This window comes from Streptomyces sp. LMG1-1-1.1, from assembly GCF_040815545.1.
In the GTDB taxonomy this organism is placed as follows: domain Bacteria; phylum Actinomycetota; class Actinomycetes; order Streptomycetales; family Streptomycetaceae; genus Streptomyces.
In genome coordinates this window covers 81,192-95,734 of the sequence record NZ_JBFPNH010000026.1, presented here as the reverse complement: position 1 = coordinate 95,734, position 14,543 = coordinate 81,192, and the positions used below count along the sequence as shown (strand labels likewise).

The window sequence follows — 14,543 nt, the reverse complement described above, 5'->3', positions numbered from 1 at the left end:
GTGGGCGTGGGCGTGGGCGTGGGCGTGGGCGTGGGCGTGGGTGTGGGTGTGGGTGTGGGTGTGGGTGTGGTGTGGCCTGTTCTGGCGTGCTCTGGCGTGTTCCGAGGGGCGACCGGTCAGTGGTCGGCCGAGAAGACGTAGCCGTCGGGGCGGATGAGGACGGTGGCGCGCTTGGTCGGGTCCGTCCAGGTGGCGCGGGTGAGGTGCTTGGGGGTGACGGGTGCGGTCGGGGGGAGGGCCGGGGGTGTTCCTTCCGGGGTGATGAGGACGAACTCGCCTTGGCGGAGCAGCTCGTAGAGGCGTCCTTCGCGGAGGTGGATGTCGGGTGCACGGCGGCCTGAGGGGCGGCCGGTGCCGGGTGTGGGTGCGTACGCGATGGCGATTCCGCTGATCATGCCCATGGCTCGGTTCGTGGCGGGGCGGATCGCGCCGAGGAGGCGGGCGGCGAGGGAGCGGGCGGTGCGGGTGAGCGGGGTGTGGGCCATGGCGAGGCGGACGATGGCGCCGCTGCTGCGCAGTACCGCGGCGCCGACGGGGTGCCGCTCGGACTGGTAGCTGTCGAGGAGGGCCTCGGTGTCGGGTGCCTCGCCGCGGAGGGCCGCGACGAGTTTCCAGGAGAGGTTGGCGGCGTCCTGGAGGCCGGTGTTCATGCCCTGGCCGCCGGCGGGGGAGTGGACGTGGGCGGCGTCGCCGGCGAGGAAGACCCGGCCGACGCGGTAGGCGGGGGACTGGCGCTCGTCGCTGTGGAAGCGGGAGATCCAGCGGGCGTCGTGCATGCCGTAGTCGGTGCCGAAGGCGAGCCGGGCGATCTCGCGGACCTCGTCGAGGTCGACGGGCTCGCTGTCGGGGACCTGGCGGGTGCGGTCCCAGCCCATCACCCGGTACCAGCCGTCGCCGAAGGGGGCGAGGAAGCCGAAGGTCTTCCCGGAGCCGCTGACGGTGAAGGACTCGGCGGGCTCCTCGGTCAGCCGGACGTCGGCGAGGACGATGGAGCGGATCACGGAGCGGCCGGGGAAGGGCAGGCCGAGGGCGGAGCGGACGGCGCTGCGGACGCCGTCGGCGCCGACCAGGTGGCGGGCGCGGAGGGTGAGGTGGCCGTCGGGGCCGGTGAGGTCGGCGGTGACCGTGTCGGCGTCCTGGTGCAGTCCGCGGAGCTCGGTGTCGTACCGGAAGGTGACGCCGGCGGCTACCGCCCGGCGTTCCAGGAGGCGCTCGACCTCGTACTGCGGGGTGACGAGCAGGTGGTTGAAGCGGGTGGCGAGGCGGGTCAGGTCGAGGTCGAGGCGGCCGAAGAGCCGGGCGTGGGTGAGGGTCGTGCCGGTGGTGACGAGCTCGTCGGCGAGGCCGCGGGCGTCGAGCTGCTCCAGGGTGCGGGCGTGGACGCCGAAGGCCCGGGTGAGGTTGCCGAGGCCGTGCGGGCGGCGCTCGACGAGGGTGACGTCGATGCCGGCGGCGGCCAGGTCGCCGGCGAGGAGCAGGCCGGTGGGGCCGGCGCCGACGACGAGTACGTCCGTGTCCGTGGTGGTGCTCATGGCTGCCTCCAAGGGGTCCACGCTCGTTGGCCAACGGCTGTTTGCCAACGCTTGTTGACGACGGTAGGCCCACCCCTGTTGGCATGTCAACACCCGTTGGCCTACAGTCGTTGGTATGACGACCGTCCGCCGCTCCGACGCCACCCGGGCCGCCATCCTGGAGGCCGCCCGCGAGCGCTTCGCCTCCGACGGGTACGAGCGCGCCACCATCCGGGCCATCGCCCGCGACGCCGGGATCGACCCGTCGATGGTCATGCGCTACTACGGCAACAAGGAGGGGCTGTTCGCGGCCGCCTCCGAGATCGAGCTCGACCTCCCCGAGCTGGGACTCCTGCTGGCGCGGCACATCGGGGCCGTCCTCGTCGCCCACTTCCTGGAGCGCTGGGAGCGGGACGAGGTCCTGACCGGGATGCTGCGGGTGGGGGTCACCAACGAGGCCGGGGCCGCGCGCATGCAGGCCGTCTTCGCCCGACAGCTCGGGCCCGTCACCGTGGGGGTCTGCCCCGACCCGGACGAGGCCCCGCGCCGGGCGGCGCTGGTCGCCTCGCAGATCCTCGGGATGGCGCTCGCCCGCTACGTGCTGAGGCTGCCGCCGGCCGTCGAGATGTCCACCGACGAGATCGTCGCCTGGCTGGGGCCGACCGTGCAGCGCTATCTGACGGCGGAAGCGCCGTGATGCGGCGGTTCCTGGGTCGTACAATCTCTGCATGACGCAGAAGAGTTCCGCCCGGCGCGAGGCCCTCATGACCGAGCTGTTCGGGGAGGCCCGGCGCTACATGGCCGCCTATGCCCTGTTCAACCAGGCCGTCGCCGATCATCTGGGGCTCCACCCGACCGATGTGCAGTGTCTGAACCTGCTCAGCCTGGAGGAGGGCCCGGTGACCACCGGGCGGGTCGCCGAGCTGACCGGGCTCACCACGGGCTCGGCGACCCGGCTCGTCGACCGCCTCGAACGGTCCGGGTACGTGACGCGCGAGCGGGACACCGAGGACCGCCGGCGGGTCCTCGTGGCGCTCGAACCCGCGCGGATGGAGGAGCTCGGTGCCCTGTGGCGGAAGCTGAACGGGACCTGGGGCACGATGTTCGACGTCTACACCGACGCCGAAGTCGCCCTGCTCATCGCCCACATGCGGCGCACCGTCGAGGTGAGCGCCGCCCAGATCGAGCGGTTGCGCGGCGGCGAGCTCGACTGACCCGACCGGGCCCGCTCGGATCCGGGCCGCCTCGGCCCGTCCAGGCCCGGCCCGACCACCCGGCCCGCCTCGCGGTCGGTCAGGCGGTCGTCGCGCCGCCGAACTCCCGTACCGCGTCGGCGACGATCTCCTCCAGGCGGGCGTGGTGGGCGCCGCGCCAGTAGACCCGGCCGCAGGCCGCGCACTGGGCGAAGACGTCGTAGGTCTTCTCGGTGCCCTGTTCGAGGCGCTCGCGGACGGCGTCCTTGTCGGTGTCGGTCAGCTCGCCGTTGCAGGCGGTGCAGCGCGTCCAGGGTGCGAGGGGCGGGGCGAACCGCTCCAGGACGTCGCGGAGCTGGTCGTCCGGCCGATCGCTGTAGACGTAGGCGCCCGCCCACAGTTCGCGGCGGCGCAGCAGGCCGCGGTCGCGCGAGAGCATGACGCGCCGCTCGCGCGCGGAGAGCGTGGCGAGGGCGGGGTCGCCGATGTCCTCGCTCTCGTACGCCGCGTCCACGCCGAGCAGCCGCAGCCGCCGGGCCAGCGTGCCGAGGTGCACGTCGAGCAGGAACCGGAGCGGTGCGCCGGGCACCGGCTGCGGACGGGCCACGCCCTCCACCTCGACCGTCTCGCCCGCCGCCGGGACGTGCGAGGTGTCGACGGGGCGGCCGTCGACCAGGAGCCGTCCGGCCTCGGTGAGCGGCACCCCCAGCGACTCCACGACATGGCCCAGCGAGGAGCTGCCGTCGGTGGTCACCGGGGTGCGGCCCGAGCGTCGCTCCGAGGCGACGAAGACCCGCAGGTCGGGGGCGAAACTGATCTGGATCTCCGGTCCGTTCACGGGGACAGGATGTCACCGGGGCGAGCCGGACGGCCAGGGAATTCGCCCCGGGTGTGGGCTGTGGCGAGGGGCCCGGTGGCGGGGCGCCGGGGGGCGGCCCGGGGTGGCCGGGGCGTCGGGTGGTTGCTCGGGGTGGCTCGGCGCGTCGGGTGGCGGCCCGGAGTGGCCGGGGCGCGTCAGGGGCGGAAGGCCTCGGCGTGGTCGGCGACCCAGGTGGCGAAGGGGCGGGCCGGGTGGCCGGTGAGCTCCTCGACGGTACGGGTCAGGGGGACGGGCCGGCCGTCGTGCGAGGCCCAGTAGGAGAGGAGGGCGTCCGCGAACGCTTCCGGTATGAAGCCGGCGACCGACTGCTTCCACTCCGCTGGGGTGACGGCGGTATGGGGCGCGGGCCGTCCCGTCACCTCGGCGATGATCGCCAGCTGCTCGGTGAAGGTCAGCGACTCGGGGCCGGTCAGCAGGTACGAGGAGCCGCGCAGCCGGGGATCGGTGAGCACCGCGAGGGCGGCCTCGGCGACATCGCGCTCGTGGATCGGATCGCCGTGCGTCCGCGGGTGGGGGAGGGCCGGTGCCTGCCCGGTCCGGAGCGCGCCGGCCCATTGCAGGGCGTTGGTGGCGAAGGCGCCCGGCCGGAGGTGGGTGGCCTCGAACGCTCCGGTGGCCGCGGCGGCGGAGAGGGCGCGCTCGGCCGCGAGGTGGGAGGCGGCGATGGGGTTCTCGGCGGCGTCCGGGGCGAGGACGGAGCTGGAGGACAGCAGGACGACGTGCTCGACGCCGGCGGCGCGCGCCCGGTCGGCGAAGGCCTCGGCATGGGTGGCATCGGCGTACAGGAACACGGAGTCGATCCCGGTCAGGGCGGCGTCGAAGGTGGCCGGATCGGTGAGGTCGCAGCGTACGGTCTCGGCGCCGCCGGGTGGGGAGAGGTCCTCCGGGTGCTTGGAGGCGGCTTTCGCCTTGATGCCCGCGGCGTCGAGCAGGCCGAGCAGGGTGGTGGCGACGCGGCCGCGGCTGCCGGTGACGAGAACGGTCATGGGGTGTCCTTTCGGAGGGCGGCGCGGCACGCGGCGCACGTGTGCCATTACCGTCATTGCTGCGCAGCGAATAATCTGCGTTACGCAGATAAATATCCGCGAGGAGGCCGTCTCCGTCAACCCCGAAAAAACCTGGGGTACCGTCCCGGCATGAAGATCATCGACCTCGAGCCCGGCGACCCCCGCCTGGAGAGCGACCTCCTGCCGGTCCTCTCCGAACTCCGCCCGCACCTCACCCCGGAGCTCTTCCGCGAGGTCTACGAGGCCGGACACCCCCAGGGCCTGCGGTTCAGCGCCGCCTACACGGACGGCGGTCGCTGCGTCGGCGCGGCCGGCTGGCGGATCGTCAACAACACCAGCTCGCTGCGCAAGCTCTACGTCGACGACCTGGTGACCGCAGCCGTCGACCGCTCGACCGGCGTCGGCCACGCGCTCGTCGCGCACCTGGACACGCACGCCCGCGCGGCCGGCTGCCACGAGCTCAACCTGGACTCCGGCACCCACCGCACGGGAGCCCACCGCTTCTACCTGCGCGAACGCTTCGACATCGTGGCCTTCCACTTCACCCGGCCGCTCACCGCGCCGGACGACGCCGCCTCGTAGCGACGCCTCCTGGGGACGCCCCCTGAGGCTGCTGAGGCTGCTAGGGGTGCGAGGGCTGCTGAGGCTGCTTCCCCAGGTCGGCCCGCCAGTCGTTGCAGCGCATCGGGCGCCCCGGCGGGTACTCGAAGTCCCGTTCGCCGAGCAGCTCGAACCCCGCCTTGCGGCACACCGCGTTCGACGCGGCGTTGTCCGCCGAAGGGAAGGCGTGCAGGTGGCGGTGGCGGCCCGCGGCCCGGGCCCGCTCCACCACCGCGCGTGTGGCGGCGGTCGCCAGGCCGCGGCCCTGGAAGCCCGGCAGCACCGACCAGCCGGTCTCGTACACCGGCACGCCGTCCCAGGTCTGCGCCCAGTAGCCGATGCTGCCCACCACGGTCTCCTCGGGCAGCAGCACGATCCGGAACATCCGCCCCGCGCCCGTGCCGTCGGCGCTCAGGTCCACGTACCGACGGTGGCGCCGGGCGAGCTGCTCCTCGGTCTCGGGGCCGCCGAGGTGGTGCGTCGACTCGGGCGAGTTCAGGGCCCGCAGCAGGTCCGCGTCCTCCTCGGACCAGGCCTCCAGGCGTACGCGTGAGGTGTCGTCGTCCATGCCCGAACGGTAGGTCAGGGCACTGACAACCCGCGGGCGTACGCGGTCGGCGACACCCCGATCGTCGCCGTGAAGTCCCGTACGAGATGGGCCTGATCGCTGTAGCCCAGCTCGGCCGCGAGTCCGGCCCAGTCCGCGGCCTCCGCCGACTCGGCCCGTTCCAGGGCCTCGTGGATGCGGTAGCGCAGGATCACCCACTTCGGGCCGACGCCGACGTGGGAGGCGAACAGCCGCTGGAGGGAGCGCGCCGAGAGGCCGGACGCGGCGGCCAGCTGGGACACCTTGCGGACACCGCGGTCCGAGCGGATCAGCTCCACCAGCTCCATCGCCTGCTCGGCGGCCGGGTCGGGGGCCGGCCCCACGGCCAGCAGGAAGGCGTCGAGCGCCGCCACGCGCGCGTGGTCGGCGTCGGGGGTGAGGACGGCGGCGATCGTACCGGCGTCCCCGTCCCCGACCGGCTTGGCGGCACGTGGGTTCTCCTCCCCGACCGGCTCGGCGGCGATCGGACCGGCGTCCCGGTCCCCGACCGGCTCGGCAGCGGGTGGGTCCGCGAGCCCGAACACCTCGGCGAGGGGGACCCGGCGGCCCGTCCAGGTCGACACCGGCCACGCGGGCGCGAAGGGGCGGAAACCGCCGGGACGGAACTGCACGCCGCAGACCCGGCCGGTGCCGGTCAACTTCTGCGTGAAGAGGCCGAGTCCGATCCCGGAGACCTCGGCGGACGACTCGGCCGCGTCCGGTGGGCCGCCCGGTGGGCCGTACCGCTGGAAGACGATGTTCACCGACGGGTGCGGGACGACGTGGGTCGCGTACGGCTCGGACAGGTCCCAGTCGATGAGCCAGTAGTGCTCCAGGTAGGGCTGCAGCGCCGGGGCCGGGGTGTGGCGGCGGAAGCGGACACGGGAGAGCAGCTCGGCGGGGTCGACGATGCCCCGGGTGTCCCGGCGGGGAGCGGAGGCGGACATGTCCCGCATGCTAGATCGGGGACCTGGCCGCGGCATGGCGCGTTTCTTCAAGACCGGCGCGGGCATGCTCGCCTAGCGTCGTTCTCATGACGAACCAGGCCACGCCCCGCATCGCCGACCTGCTGAACACCGCCGCCGCGCAGGCCGCGCCCCTCGTCGAAGGCACGGACGACGCCTCGCTCGGCGCGCCCACGCCGTGCGCCGAGTACGACGTGCGCGATCTGCTCAACCACCTGTTCTCCGTCGTGGTGAACTTCCAGGCCCTCGCCGCGAAGCGGACGCCCGACTTCTCCGTGACGCCCGACCGGGTCGCCGAGGCCGGGTGGCGGGCGCGGTTCGGGGCCGAGACCGGGAAGCTGGTCGAGGCCTGGGCGGCGCCCGGTGCGGAGGAGGGCACGTCGGGGGCGATGGAGCTGCCCGCGAGGACCGTCGGGTCCATGGTGCTGCTCGATCTGACCGTGCACGCCTGGGACCTGGCGCGGGCCACCGGGCGGCCCTTCGATCCGGACCCGGCCGTGGTGGCGGGGCTCGTGGACGAGGTGGAGCGGATGGCGCCGATGGCCCGGAAGATGAGCGTCTTCGGGGAGGCCGTCGACCTGCCGGAGGGGGCCACCGCCTTCCACCGCCTCCTCGCGACGACCGGCCGCGACCCGCGCGCCTGGTAGGACCGCGACCCGCGCGCCTGGTGGGGCCGTGGCACGTGCGCTCGGTAGGGCCGTGGCGCGTGCGCTCGGTAGGGCCGCGGGCCTGTCTGGTGGGACCGCGGCAGGGGGACCGGGGTCCTGGACGGTGACGTCCGGGGCTCCGTGGTGGTCAGCGCAGGCGGCCGGGGGAGCCCGGGGAGAGGCGGGAGGCGACCTGGCCGAAGGCGTGCTCTTCGGCGGGCGTGAGGGCGACGGACTCCTGCGGGTGCCAGACGCGTTCGAGCGGGGTGCTCGCCCGGCCGCGGCGGTCGCGGGCGCGGGCGCGAAGGCCCAGCGTCAGCCAGACGACCGTCGACAGGGCGAGGACGCCGAAGAGTGTGAGGACCCGGGGGTCGGACAGCTGGCCGGGCAGGGACATGGCTCACTCCAGGACGTGAGGGTGGTCCGTGATCCGCGCGCCCCGGCAGGTGGCGCGGGTGCACGGAGGCACGGTGATTCCTTCTGCTTCCTCCCGATCTGTTCAGTTAACACCACCCTGGGGGACTTTCGGCAGGGGGGTTCGGGACCGAAGTCCCGGCCGGTCGTGGTGGTGTCCCGTCGGTCGCAGGCCCTCTTGTGCGGGCCGGAGAACCGCTTCAAGGTGACGGGAGAGGGAGAATCCGGCCGGGGAGGGAGCTGCCGCATGTCCGGAGCACAGGCATGGGGATTCACGGACGACAGGGGTACGGAGCCGAGTGCGCCCGCCGTGCCACGGCGGGTGGTCGCGTACGTCCGGGCCGGAGCGGCCCTTCACGACCTGGGGGTGACACCGGTCGCCGTCTACGGGTCCGGGCACGACGGCGAGGTGCTCGATCCGGCGAAGGCGGGCGGCCTCACGGCGGCCGGGGTCCCGTACGCCGGACCGGGCCGGGCCCTGGACGAGGAACGGCTGCGGGAGCTGCGACCGGACGTGGTCGTGGACGTGACCTACGACGGGAAGAGCCCGTACGCGCTGGACGAGGGGGTCGCCGAGCGGCTCGGGGTGCCGCTCGTGGCGCTCTCCGTCGGCAACGAGCTGCCCCTCGCGTCGATCCTCGACCGCTTCGGCGCGCTGGCCGCGTCACTAGGGGCGGCCCCGCCGGAGGAGTCCGGGCTCGGCGCCGCCGAGGACGCCCTCCGGGAGGCGGCCGGCCGGAGCGGGCTCGGGGTGCTCGCCCTCTCCGGTGCGGGTCCCGACCAGGTGCACCTGGCCCGGCCGCAGGCCTGGCCCGAGCTGGCGCGGCTCGCGGAGCTCGGGGTGCGGCTGCTCGACCCGGGCCCCGGGCCGGGGGCCAACTGGCTCACCGCCGACTGGGACCGCGCAGCCGGACTCCGTCCCGGCCTCGTCCTCTTCGACAGCCGGGAGCACGCCACCCCGCCGCACGGGGCTTCGGCCGCGGCGCGGCTCGCCCCCTGGAACCCGGAGACGCCGCCCAGCCCGGCCGCGTACGCGCGCTTCTTCCACGACCTCGCGCGAGCGCTGACGGCCTGACGACACGGCCTGACGGGCTGACGGCCTGACGACACGGCCTGACGGCCCTACGGCCCTGACGGCCGCCGGGCGGTCGAAAGTCGACGGCCGGGTTCGGGTCCCGGGTCCCCCGCGCGGGCCCCCGGCCGGGCGTCAGGCCGGGGTGAGGCGGGTGCGGAGGGAGTCGGCGAATTCCTCGGCGCGGGCGAGTTGGGTGCGCAGCTCGGCGACCCGCTCGGCGGCGGCCTGCTCGTAGCGGCGGACGCGGGCGGTGAGCGCGGCCCGGTCGTCGGGGTCGAGCTCCGTGTCCGTGCCGGCGCGGTCGGCGGAGAGCCGGTCGACGGCGGTGAGGAGTTCGCGGGTCTCGTCGAGGGTGAAGCCGAGGGGCTTCATGCGGCGGACGACCATGAGCCGGGAGACGTCGGCGTCCGTGTAGAGGGGGAAGCCGCCGGGGGAGGCGGCGGACGGTACGACGAGACCGCTGTCCTCGTACTGGCGGATGGTCCGCAGGGACAGTTCGGTCCGTGCGGCGACCTCGCCGATCTGCATGGGTGCGCCGGCCGTGCGTACTCCTCGTGCTCCGCTCACGCGTGGTCCTTCCTCGTTGGGGGCTTCCCCGGGGCGTACGGCTCCCCTAGGGCGCGGCTTCCGCGCATTACATACCATTCGTCCTAACTTCAGCACTTATGAGAGCTGGAAGTGCGGCGAAACGCCTGCTCGTGGGTCGGCCGTTGGACAGCGGTCGGCTCGGGGAGACCCTGCTGCCGAAGCGGGTCGCCCTGCCGATCTTCTGCAGCGACCCGCTCTCCTCGGTCGCGTACGCCACCGAGGAGATCCTGCTGATCCTCGCCCTGGGCGGCCTCGCCGTGCTCCACCTGGCCTGGTACGCGGCGGTCGGCATCGTGATCCTGCTGCTCGTCGTCGTCGCCTCCTACCGGCAGACCTGCTACGCCTATCCGGGCGGCGGCGGGGCCTATGTGGTGTCCGCCGAGAACCTCGGGCAGCGCGCGGCCCTCACGGCCGCCTCCGCGCTGCTCATCGACTACGTGATGACCGTCGCCGTCTCGGTCGTCTCCGGGGTCGCCGCGATCACCTCCGCCGTGCCCTCGCTCGACGGGCACGCCGTGGCCATGTCGGTGTTCTTCGTCGTCGTGCTGGCCTGGCTGAACCTGCGCGGGGTGCGCGAGTCGGGGCGCTGGTTCGCGATCCCCACGTACGCCTTCATCGGCGTCATCTACCTGATGTTCGCCGTGGCGGCGGTGCGGATGGGGACGGGGACGACGATCCGCGCGGAGTCCGCCGACCTGCCCGTGAACGCGGTCTCCACCTACTCGGGGTTCGCGCTCGTCCTGCTGGCCCTGCGCGCCTTCGCCTCCGGTTGCACCGCGCTGACCGGCGTCGAGGCCGTCAGCAACGGCGTCCCGGCGTTCGCGAGGCCCAAGAGCCGCAACGCGGCCATGACGCTCGCGATCATGGGCGGGCTGTCGGTGACCATGTTCTTCGGGATCACGGTGCTCGCCATGGTCTACGAGGTCCACGTCGCCGAGGACCCCACCGAGCTCGGTCTCGCCCCCGACACCCCGATGTCCACCGCGCTCGCGCAGATCGGACGGGCCACCTTCGGCGACTGGCACGTGCTCTTCTACGCGCTCCAGGCCGTCACCGCGGGCGTCCTGATCCTGGCGGCCAACACCGCCTTCAACGGCTTCCCGATGCTCGCCTCGGTCCTCGGCCGCGACCGCTACGCGCCCCGCCAGCTCTTCCACCGGGGCGACCGGCTCGTCTACTCGAACGGCATCGTCCTCCTCGCGCTCGCCGCCATCGTCCTGATCGTGGCCTTCGACGCGCAGCTGACCCGCCTCATCCAGCTGTACATCATCGGCGTCTTCGTCTCCTTCACCCTTTCCCAGGCGGGGATGGTCAAGCACTGGCGGCGAGAACTCGCCACGCCGGCCGGGGTCGCCGACCGGCACCGCATCCGGCGCCGCCTCGCGATCAACGCGTTCGGCGCGTGTCTGACGGCGGTCGTGCTCGTCATCGTCCTCATCACGAAGTTCACCCACGGCGCCTGGATCGTCGTCGTCACGATGCCGGTGCTCTACGCCGGGATGAAGGGCGTGAAGCGGCACTACGACGCGGTCGCCGCCGAGGTCGCGGTCGGCCCCGGGGTGCGGCCGCACGCCCTCGCCGAGAACCACGTCCTCGTCCTGGTGGCCTCGGTCAACGCGCCCAGCCTCCGGGCGCTGTCGTACGCGAAGACCCTGCGCCCCGACTCCCTCACGGCCGTCACCGTCGCCGAGGACCCGGCGGACGCGGAGGTGCTCCGCGCGGCCTGGGTGGCCCACGGCATCGACGTACCGCTGCGGGTGCTCAGCTCTCCGTACCGTTCGATCGTCCAGCCGGTCCTGCGGCACGTGCGCGAGGCGCCGGAGCGGAAGGAGGACGGGGTGATCTCGGTCGTGATCCCCGAGTACGTGGTGGGGCGCTGGTGGGAGCAGCCGCTGCACAACCAGAGCGCGCTGCGCCTCAAGACGCGGCTGCTGTTCATGAAGAACGTCGTCGTCATCGACGTGCCGTACCGGCTCGCCTCCGCCCGCGAGCTCGCCGCCGAGCACGCCCGGCGCGCGGACACGACCGCACCCTGAAGGGACCGTACGGCGCCCGCGGGCAGGCGGGACCGTACGGGGCTCAGGGTCGGACGAGACCGTACGGGGCCCACGCTCGGACGAGACCGTACGGGGCCCAGGGTCGGGCGCGCCCGTACGGGATCAGGGCCAGACGAGGCAGTACGGCTGGTGGCCGGCCTCGTGGAGGCGGACCGAGAAGTCCTGCCATTCGTGGAGGAGCTGGTAGACGTCGAAGGCGTCGCGGGGGCCGCCGCGGTCGGGGACGGTGGACCAGATGAAGGCGGCGGCGCCGACCGATTCCTCGCCTATCCCGCGCAGCGGGTCGACGACGGTCATCGGCAGCTTGACGACGGCGTAGTCGGGGTGGAGGACGACCAGTTCCAGCGGGGGCACCTTGTGCAGGGGCATGCCCTGGATTCCGGTGAGGACCATGGCCGCTATGGTCTCCGGCTTGATCTTGGTGAACATGCCGCCCATGCCGAGCTCGTCCCCGCCGAGTTCCTCGGGCCGCATCGAGATCGGGACGCGGGCCGCGGTGGCGCCGTCGGGCGCGCCGAAGTACTTGTACGTCACCCCCAAGCTCCGGCCTCCGGTCGTCGGGGGTGCGTCCGCAGCCGGGTCCGGCTTCGGCCGGCCTCCCGACGCGGTCTGGTCCTCGGTCCGCCGGCGCCGGTGCCTCCCGCGCCGGGCAGACTCCGGACCCAGGTCGCCCGTCCCCTCGCCCAGTCCGCCACCGCGATGCATATCTCCACCCGACTGCTTTTTCTCGGCAACACGACCCCGCCGCGCAACCCGATCATCGTGTCAGTGACCTCCCCCGCGTTCGTACGGTGAAACACCTGTCCGCAAGAACGCCGTGGCCTCTGACACCATGGATTCCGTGAGCCATCCCTCTGACGCCCCAGTTTCGCAGACGCGGAGGGCGAGCGCCCCGGCGTAATACAGAGGATGTCCACCACCGTCCCTCCGTTCCCGATGTCGTGCCCGAAGTCGTTCTCGCAGGTCAGGATCACAGTGCCGTATTCATACGAAGCCCCAGTCTCACAGACGCTTTTCGACCGCGCTTCCCTCGTGACGCCCGGCGGCGTGAACTCACCGGTGCGTGCCTTCCGGGCCGTGGGCGGAACGCCCCGGTTCATGGTGTCCGGTTCCGGTCCGTACCTCACCGACGCGGACGGTCGTGAGTACGTCGACCTGGTCTGCTCGTGGGGGCCGATGATTCTCGGCCACGCGCACCCCGAGGTCACCGCCGCGGTGCAGGCCGCGGTGGCCCGCGGTACGTCGTTCGGCACGCCCGGCGAGGGCGAGGTCGCGCTCGGCGAGGAGATCGTCGCACGGATCGAGCCGGTCGAGCAGGTGCGCCTGGTCTCCTCCGGTACGGAGGCGACGATGTCCGCCATCCGGCTCGCCCGCGGGTTCACCGGGCGCGCCAAGGTCGTCAAGTTCGCGGGCTGCTACCACGGCCACGTGGACGCGCTGCTCGCCGCCGCCGGTTCCGGTCTCGCCACCTTCGGCCTCCCGGACACGCCCGGCGTGACCGGCGCGCAGGCCGGCGACACGATCGTGCTGCCCTACAACGACCTGGACGCGGTCCGGGCGGCGTTCGCCGCGCACCCGGGCGAGATCGCCTGCCTCATCACGGAGGCCTCGCCCGGCAACATGGGCGTCGTGCCGCCGGCCGAGGGCTTCAACCAGGGCCTGGCGGACCTGTGCCGGGAGAACGGCGCGCTGTACATCTCCGACGAGGTGATGACCGGTTTCCGTACGAGCCGGGCCGGCTGGTACGGCGTCGACGGCGTGAAGCCCGACCTGATGACCTTCGGCAAGGTCATGGGCGGCGGCTTCCCGGCCGCCGCGTTCGGCGGTCGCGCCGACGCCATGGGGCACCTGGCGCCGGCCGGGCCGGTCTACCAGGCGGGCACCCTGTCGGGTAACCCGGTCGCGACCGCCGCCGGTCTCGCGCAGCTGCGGCTGCTCGACGAGGCCGCGTACGCGACGGTGGACGCGGTCTCGGCGGAGATCCAGGGCCTGGTCACGGGCGCGCTGGCGAAGGAGGGCGTGGCGCACCGGCTGCAGACCGCGTCCAACATGTTCTCGGTGTTCTTCACCGCCGACGAGGTGCGGAACTACGACGACGCGAAGAAGCAGGAGGCCTTCCGCTTCAACGCCTTCTTCCACTCGATGCTGGCCGACGGCGTGTACCTGCCGCCGTCCGCGTTCGAGTCGTGGTTCGTGTCGACCGCGCACGACGAGCGGGCGATCGAGCGGATCGCCGCCGCCCTGCCGGCCGCCGCCCGTGCCGCCGCGGAGGCGACGGCATGAGCGACGTGACGAGCTCCCCGAAGAGCGATCAGGACATCACCGTCGTCCACCTGATGCGGCACGGCGAGGTGCACAACCCGGACGGTGTCCTCTACGGGCGCCGCGGCGGCTACCACCTCTCCGAGCTGGGCCGTCAGATGGCGGACCGGGTCGCGGAGCACCTGGCCGACCGGGACGTCACGTACGTCGTCGCCTCCCCGCTGGAGCGGGCGCAGGAGACGGCGACGCCGGTCGCCAAGGCGCACGGCCTCGACCTGGCCACCGACGAGCGGCTCATCGAGGCGGCGAACGTCTTCGAGGGCAAGACCTTCGGCGTCGGCGACGGGGCGTTGCGCAAGCCGGCGAACTGGAAGCACCTGACCAACCCGTTCCAGCCGTCCTGGGGCGAGCCGTACGTCGAGCAGGTCGTGCGGATGATGGGCGCGCTCGACGCGGCGAAGGACGCGGCCCGGGGGCACGAGGCGGTGTGCGTCAGCCACCAGCTGCCGATCTGGATCGTCCGCAGCTTCGTGGAGAAGCGGCGGCTGTGGCACGACCCGCGGCGGCGGCAGTGCACGCTGGCCTCGCTGACCTCGTTCACGTACCAGGGCGACAAGATCGTCTCGGTCGGGTACAGCGAGCCGGCCCGGGACCTGGTCCCGGCGCACCTGCTCGCGGGCGCGAAGCCGGTCAAGGGCAAGTCGAAGGCGTTCGGGGCCTAGTTCCCGAGGAAGCTCCCCGCAGGAGCTCCCCGCAGG

Annotated in this window: 16 protein-coding genes; 8 read left to right on the top strand and 8 right to left on the bottom strand. The window is 73.2% G+C overall.

Translation table 11 applies throughout. The annotated features are described in order from the left end of the window. Window positions 1-116: 116 nt before the first annotated feature. Window positions 117-1,553: an FAD-dependent oxidoreductase gene (locus MRBLMG1_RS15580; RefSeq protein WP_367824597.1), complete on the bottom strand. Its 1,437-nt coding sequence runs from the start codon at window positions 1,551-1,553 to the stop codon at window positions 117-119. A 94-nt stretch (window positions 1,554-1,647) separates the two neighbouring features. On the opposite strand from MRBLMG1_RS15580, the gene MRBLMG1_RS15575 reads away from it, so the two are divergent. Further along, a complete protein-coding gene (locus tag MRBLMG1_RS15575; protein ID WP_367824596.1) occupies window positions 1,648-2,208 on the top strand; it encodes a TetR/AcrR family transcriptional regulator in 561 nt (186 codons plus the stop codon). 31 nt (window positions 2,209-2,239) lie between these two features. Then, a complete protein-coding gene (locus MRBLMG1_RS15570; RefSeq protein ID WP_367824595.1) occupies window positions 2,240-2,725 on the top strand; it encodes a MarR family winged helix-turn-helix transcriptional regulator in 486 nt (161 codons plus the stop codon). A 79-nt stretch (window positions 2,726-2,804) separates the two neighbouring features. Here MRBLMG1_RS15570 and MRBLMG1_RS15565 read toward each other — a convergent pair whose 3' ends face one another. Further along, window positions 2,805-3,542 carry a Mut7-C RNAse domain-containing protein gene (locus MRBLMG1_RS15565; protein ID WP_367824594.1) on the bottom strand — a complete coding sequence of 246 codons (738 nt, stop codon included), beginning with the start codon at window positions 3,540-3,542 and terminating at the stop codon, window positions 2,805-2,807. A gap of 176 nt (window positions 3,543-3,718) precedes the next feature. Continuing rightward, entirely contained in the window at window positions 3,719-4,570 is an 852-nt protein-coding gene (locus MRBLMG1_RS15560; RefSeq protein ID WP_367824593.1) for an NAD(P)H-binding protein, read from the bottom strand. 150 nt (window positions 4,571-4,720) lie between these two features. Between MRBLMG1_RS15560 and MRBLMG1_RS15555 the strand changes: the two genes are divergently transcribed. Then, window positions 4,721-5,173, top strand: a complete 453-nt coding sequence (locus tag MRBLMG1_RS15555) for a GNAT family N-acetyltransferase (RefSeq protein ID WP_367824592.1) — start codon at window positions 4,721-4,723, stop codon at window positions 5,171-5,173. Window positions 5,174-5,213: 40 nt separating this feature from the next. Here MRBLMG1_RS15555 and MRBLMG1_RS15550 read toward each other — a convergent pair whose 3' ends face one another. Then, window positions 5,214-5,759: a GNAT family N-acetyltransferase gene (locus tag MRBLMG1_RS15550; protein WP_367824591.1), complete on the bottom strand. Its 546-nt coding sequence runs from the start codon at window positions 5,757-5,759 to the stop codon at window positions 5,214-5,216. 14 nt (window positions 5,760-5,773) lie between these two features. Then, entirely contained in the window at window positions 5,774-6,724 is a 951-nt protein-coding gene (locus tag MRBLMG1_RS15545) for a DUF6597 domain-containing transcriptional factor (RefSeq protein ID WP_367824590.1), read from the bottom strand. An 86-nt stretch (window positions 6,725-6,810) separates the two neighbouring features. Here MRBLMG1_RS15545 and MRBLMG1_RS15540 point away from each other — a divergent pair, with 86 nt between their 5' ends. Next, window positions 6,811-7,389 (top strand): TIGR03086 family metal-binding protein, encoded by a 579-nt coding sequence (locus MRBLMG1_RS15540; protein WP_367824589.1) that lies wholly within the window; start codon window positions 6,811-6,813, stop codon window positions 7,387-7,389. A 148-nt stretch (window positions 7,390-7,537) separates the two neighbouring features. Here MRBLMG1_RS15540 and MRBLMG1_RS15535 read toward each other — a convergent pair whose 3' ends face one another. Continuing rightward, window positions 7,538-7,786 (bottom strand): hypothetical protein, encoded by a 249-nt coding sequence (locus MRBLMG1_RS15535; protein WP_367824588.1) that lies wholly within the window; start codon window positions 7,784-7,786, stop codon window positions 7,538-7,540. A 264-nt stretch (window positions 7,787-8,050) separates the two neighbouring features. Between MRBLMG1_RS15535 and MRBLMG1_RS15530 the strand changes: the two genes are divergently transcribed. Beyond that, window positions 8,051-8,878: an ABC transporter substrate-binding protein gene (locus MRBLMG1_RS15530; RefSeq protein ID WP_367824587.1), complete on the top strand. Its 828-nt coding sequence runs from the start codon at window positions 8,051-8,053 to the stop codon at window positions 8,876-8,878. Between the two features lie 132 nt (window positions 8,879-9,010). Here MRBLMG1_RS15530 and MRBLMG1_RS15525 read toward each other — a convergent pair whose 3' ends face one another. After that, a complete protein-coding gene (locus MRBLMG1_RS15525) occupies window positions 9,011-9,406 on the bottom strand; it encodes a MerR family transcriptional regulator (RefSeq protein WP_367824626.1) in 396 nt (131 codons plus the stop codon). Between the two features lie 137 nt (window positions 9,407-9,543). On the opposite strand from MRBLMG1_RS15525, the gene MRBLMG1_RS15520 reads away from it, so the two are divergent. After that, entirely contained in the window at window positions 9,544-11,502 is a 1,959-nt protein-coding gene (locus MRBLMG1_RS15520) for an APC family permease (RefSeq protein WP_367824586.1), read from the top strand. 123 nt (window positions 11,503-11,625) lie between these two features. Here the strand turns inward: MRBLMG1_RS15520 and MRBLMG1_RS15515 are convergent, their stop codons facing one another. Continuing rightward, window positions 11,626-12,228, bottom strand: coding sequence for a hypothetical protein (locus MRBLMG1_RS15515; protein WP_367824585.1), 603 nt, complete (start codon window positions 12,226-12,228; stop codon window positions 11,626-11,628). A gap of 270 nt (window positions 12,229-12,498) precedes the next feature. On the opposite strand from MRBLMG1_RS15515, the gene hemL reads away from it, so the two are divergent. Then, entirely contained in the window at window positions 12,499-13,806 is a 1,308-nt protein-coding gene (hemL, locus tag MRBLMG1_RS15510; RefSeq protein WP_367824584.1) for a glutamate-1-semialdehyde 2,1-aminomutase, read from the top strand. Beyond that, window positions 13,803-14,507, top strand: coding sequence for a histidine phosphatase family protein (locus tag MRBLMG1_RS15505; protein ID WP_367824583.1), 705 nt, complete (start codon window positions 13,803-13,805; stop codon window positions 14,505-14,507). The genes hemL and MRBLMG1_RS15505 overlap by 4 nt, the downstream gene beginning before the upstream one ends. Window positions 14,508-14,543 lie beyond the last annotated feature (36 nt).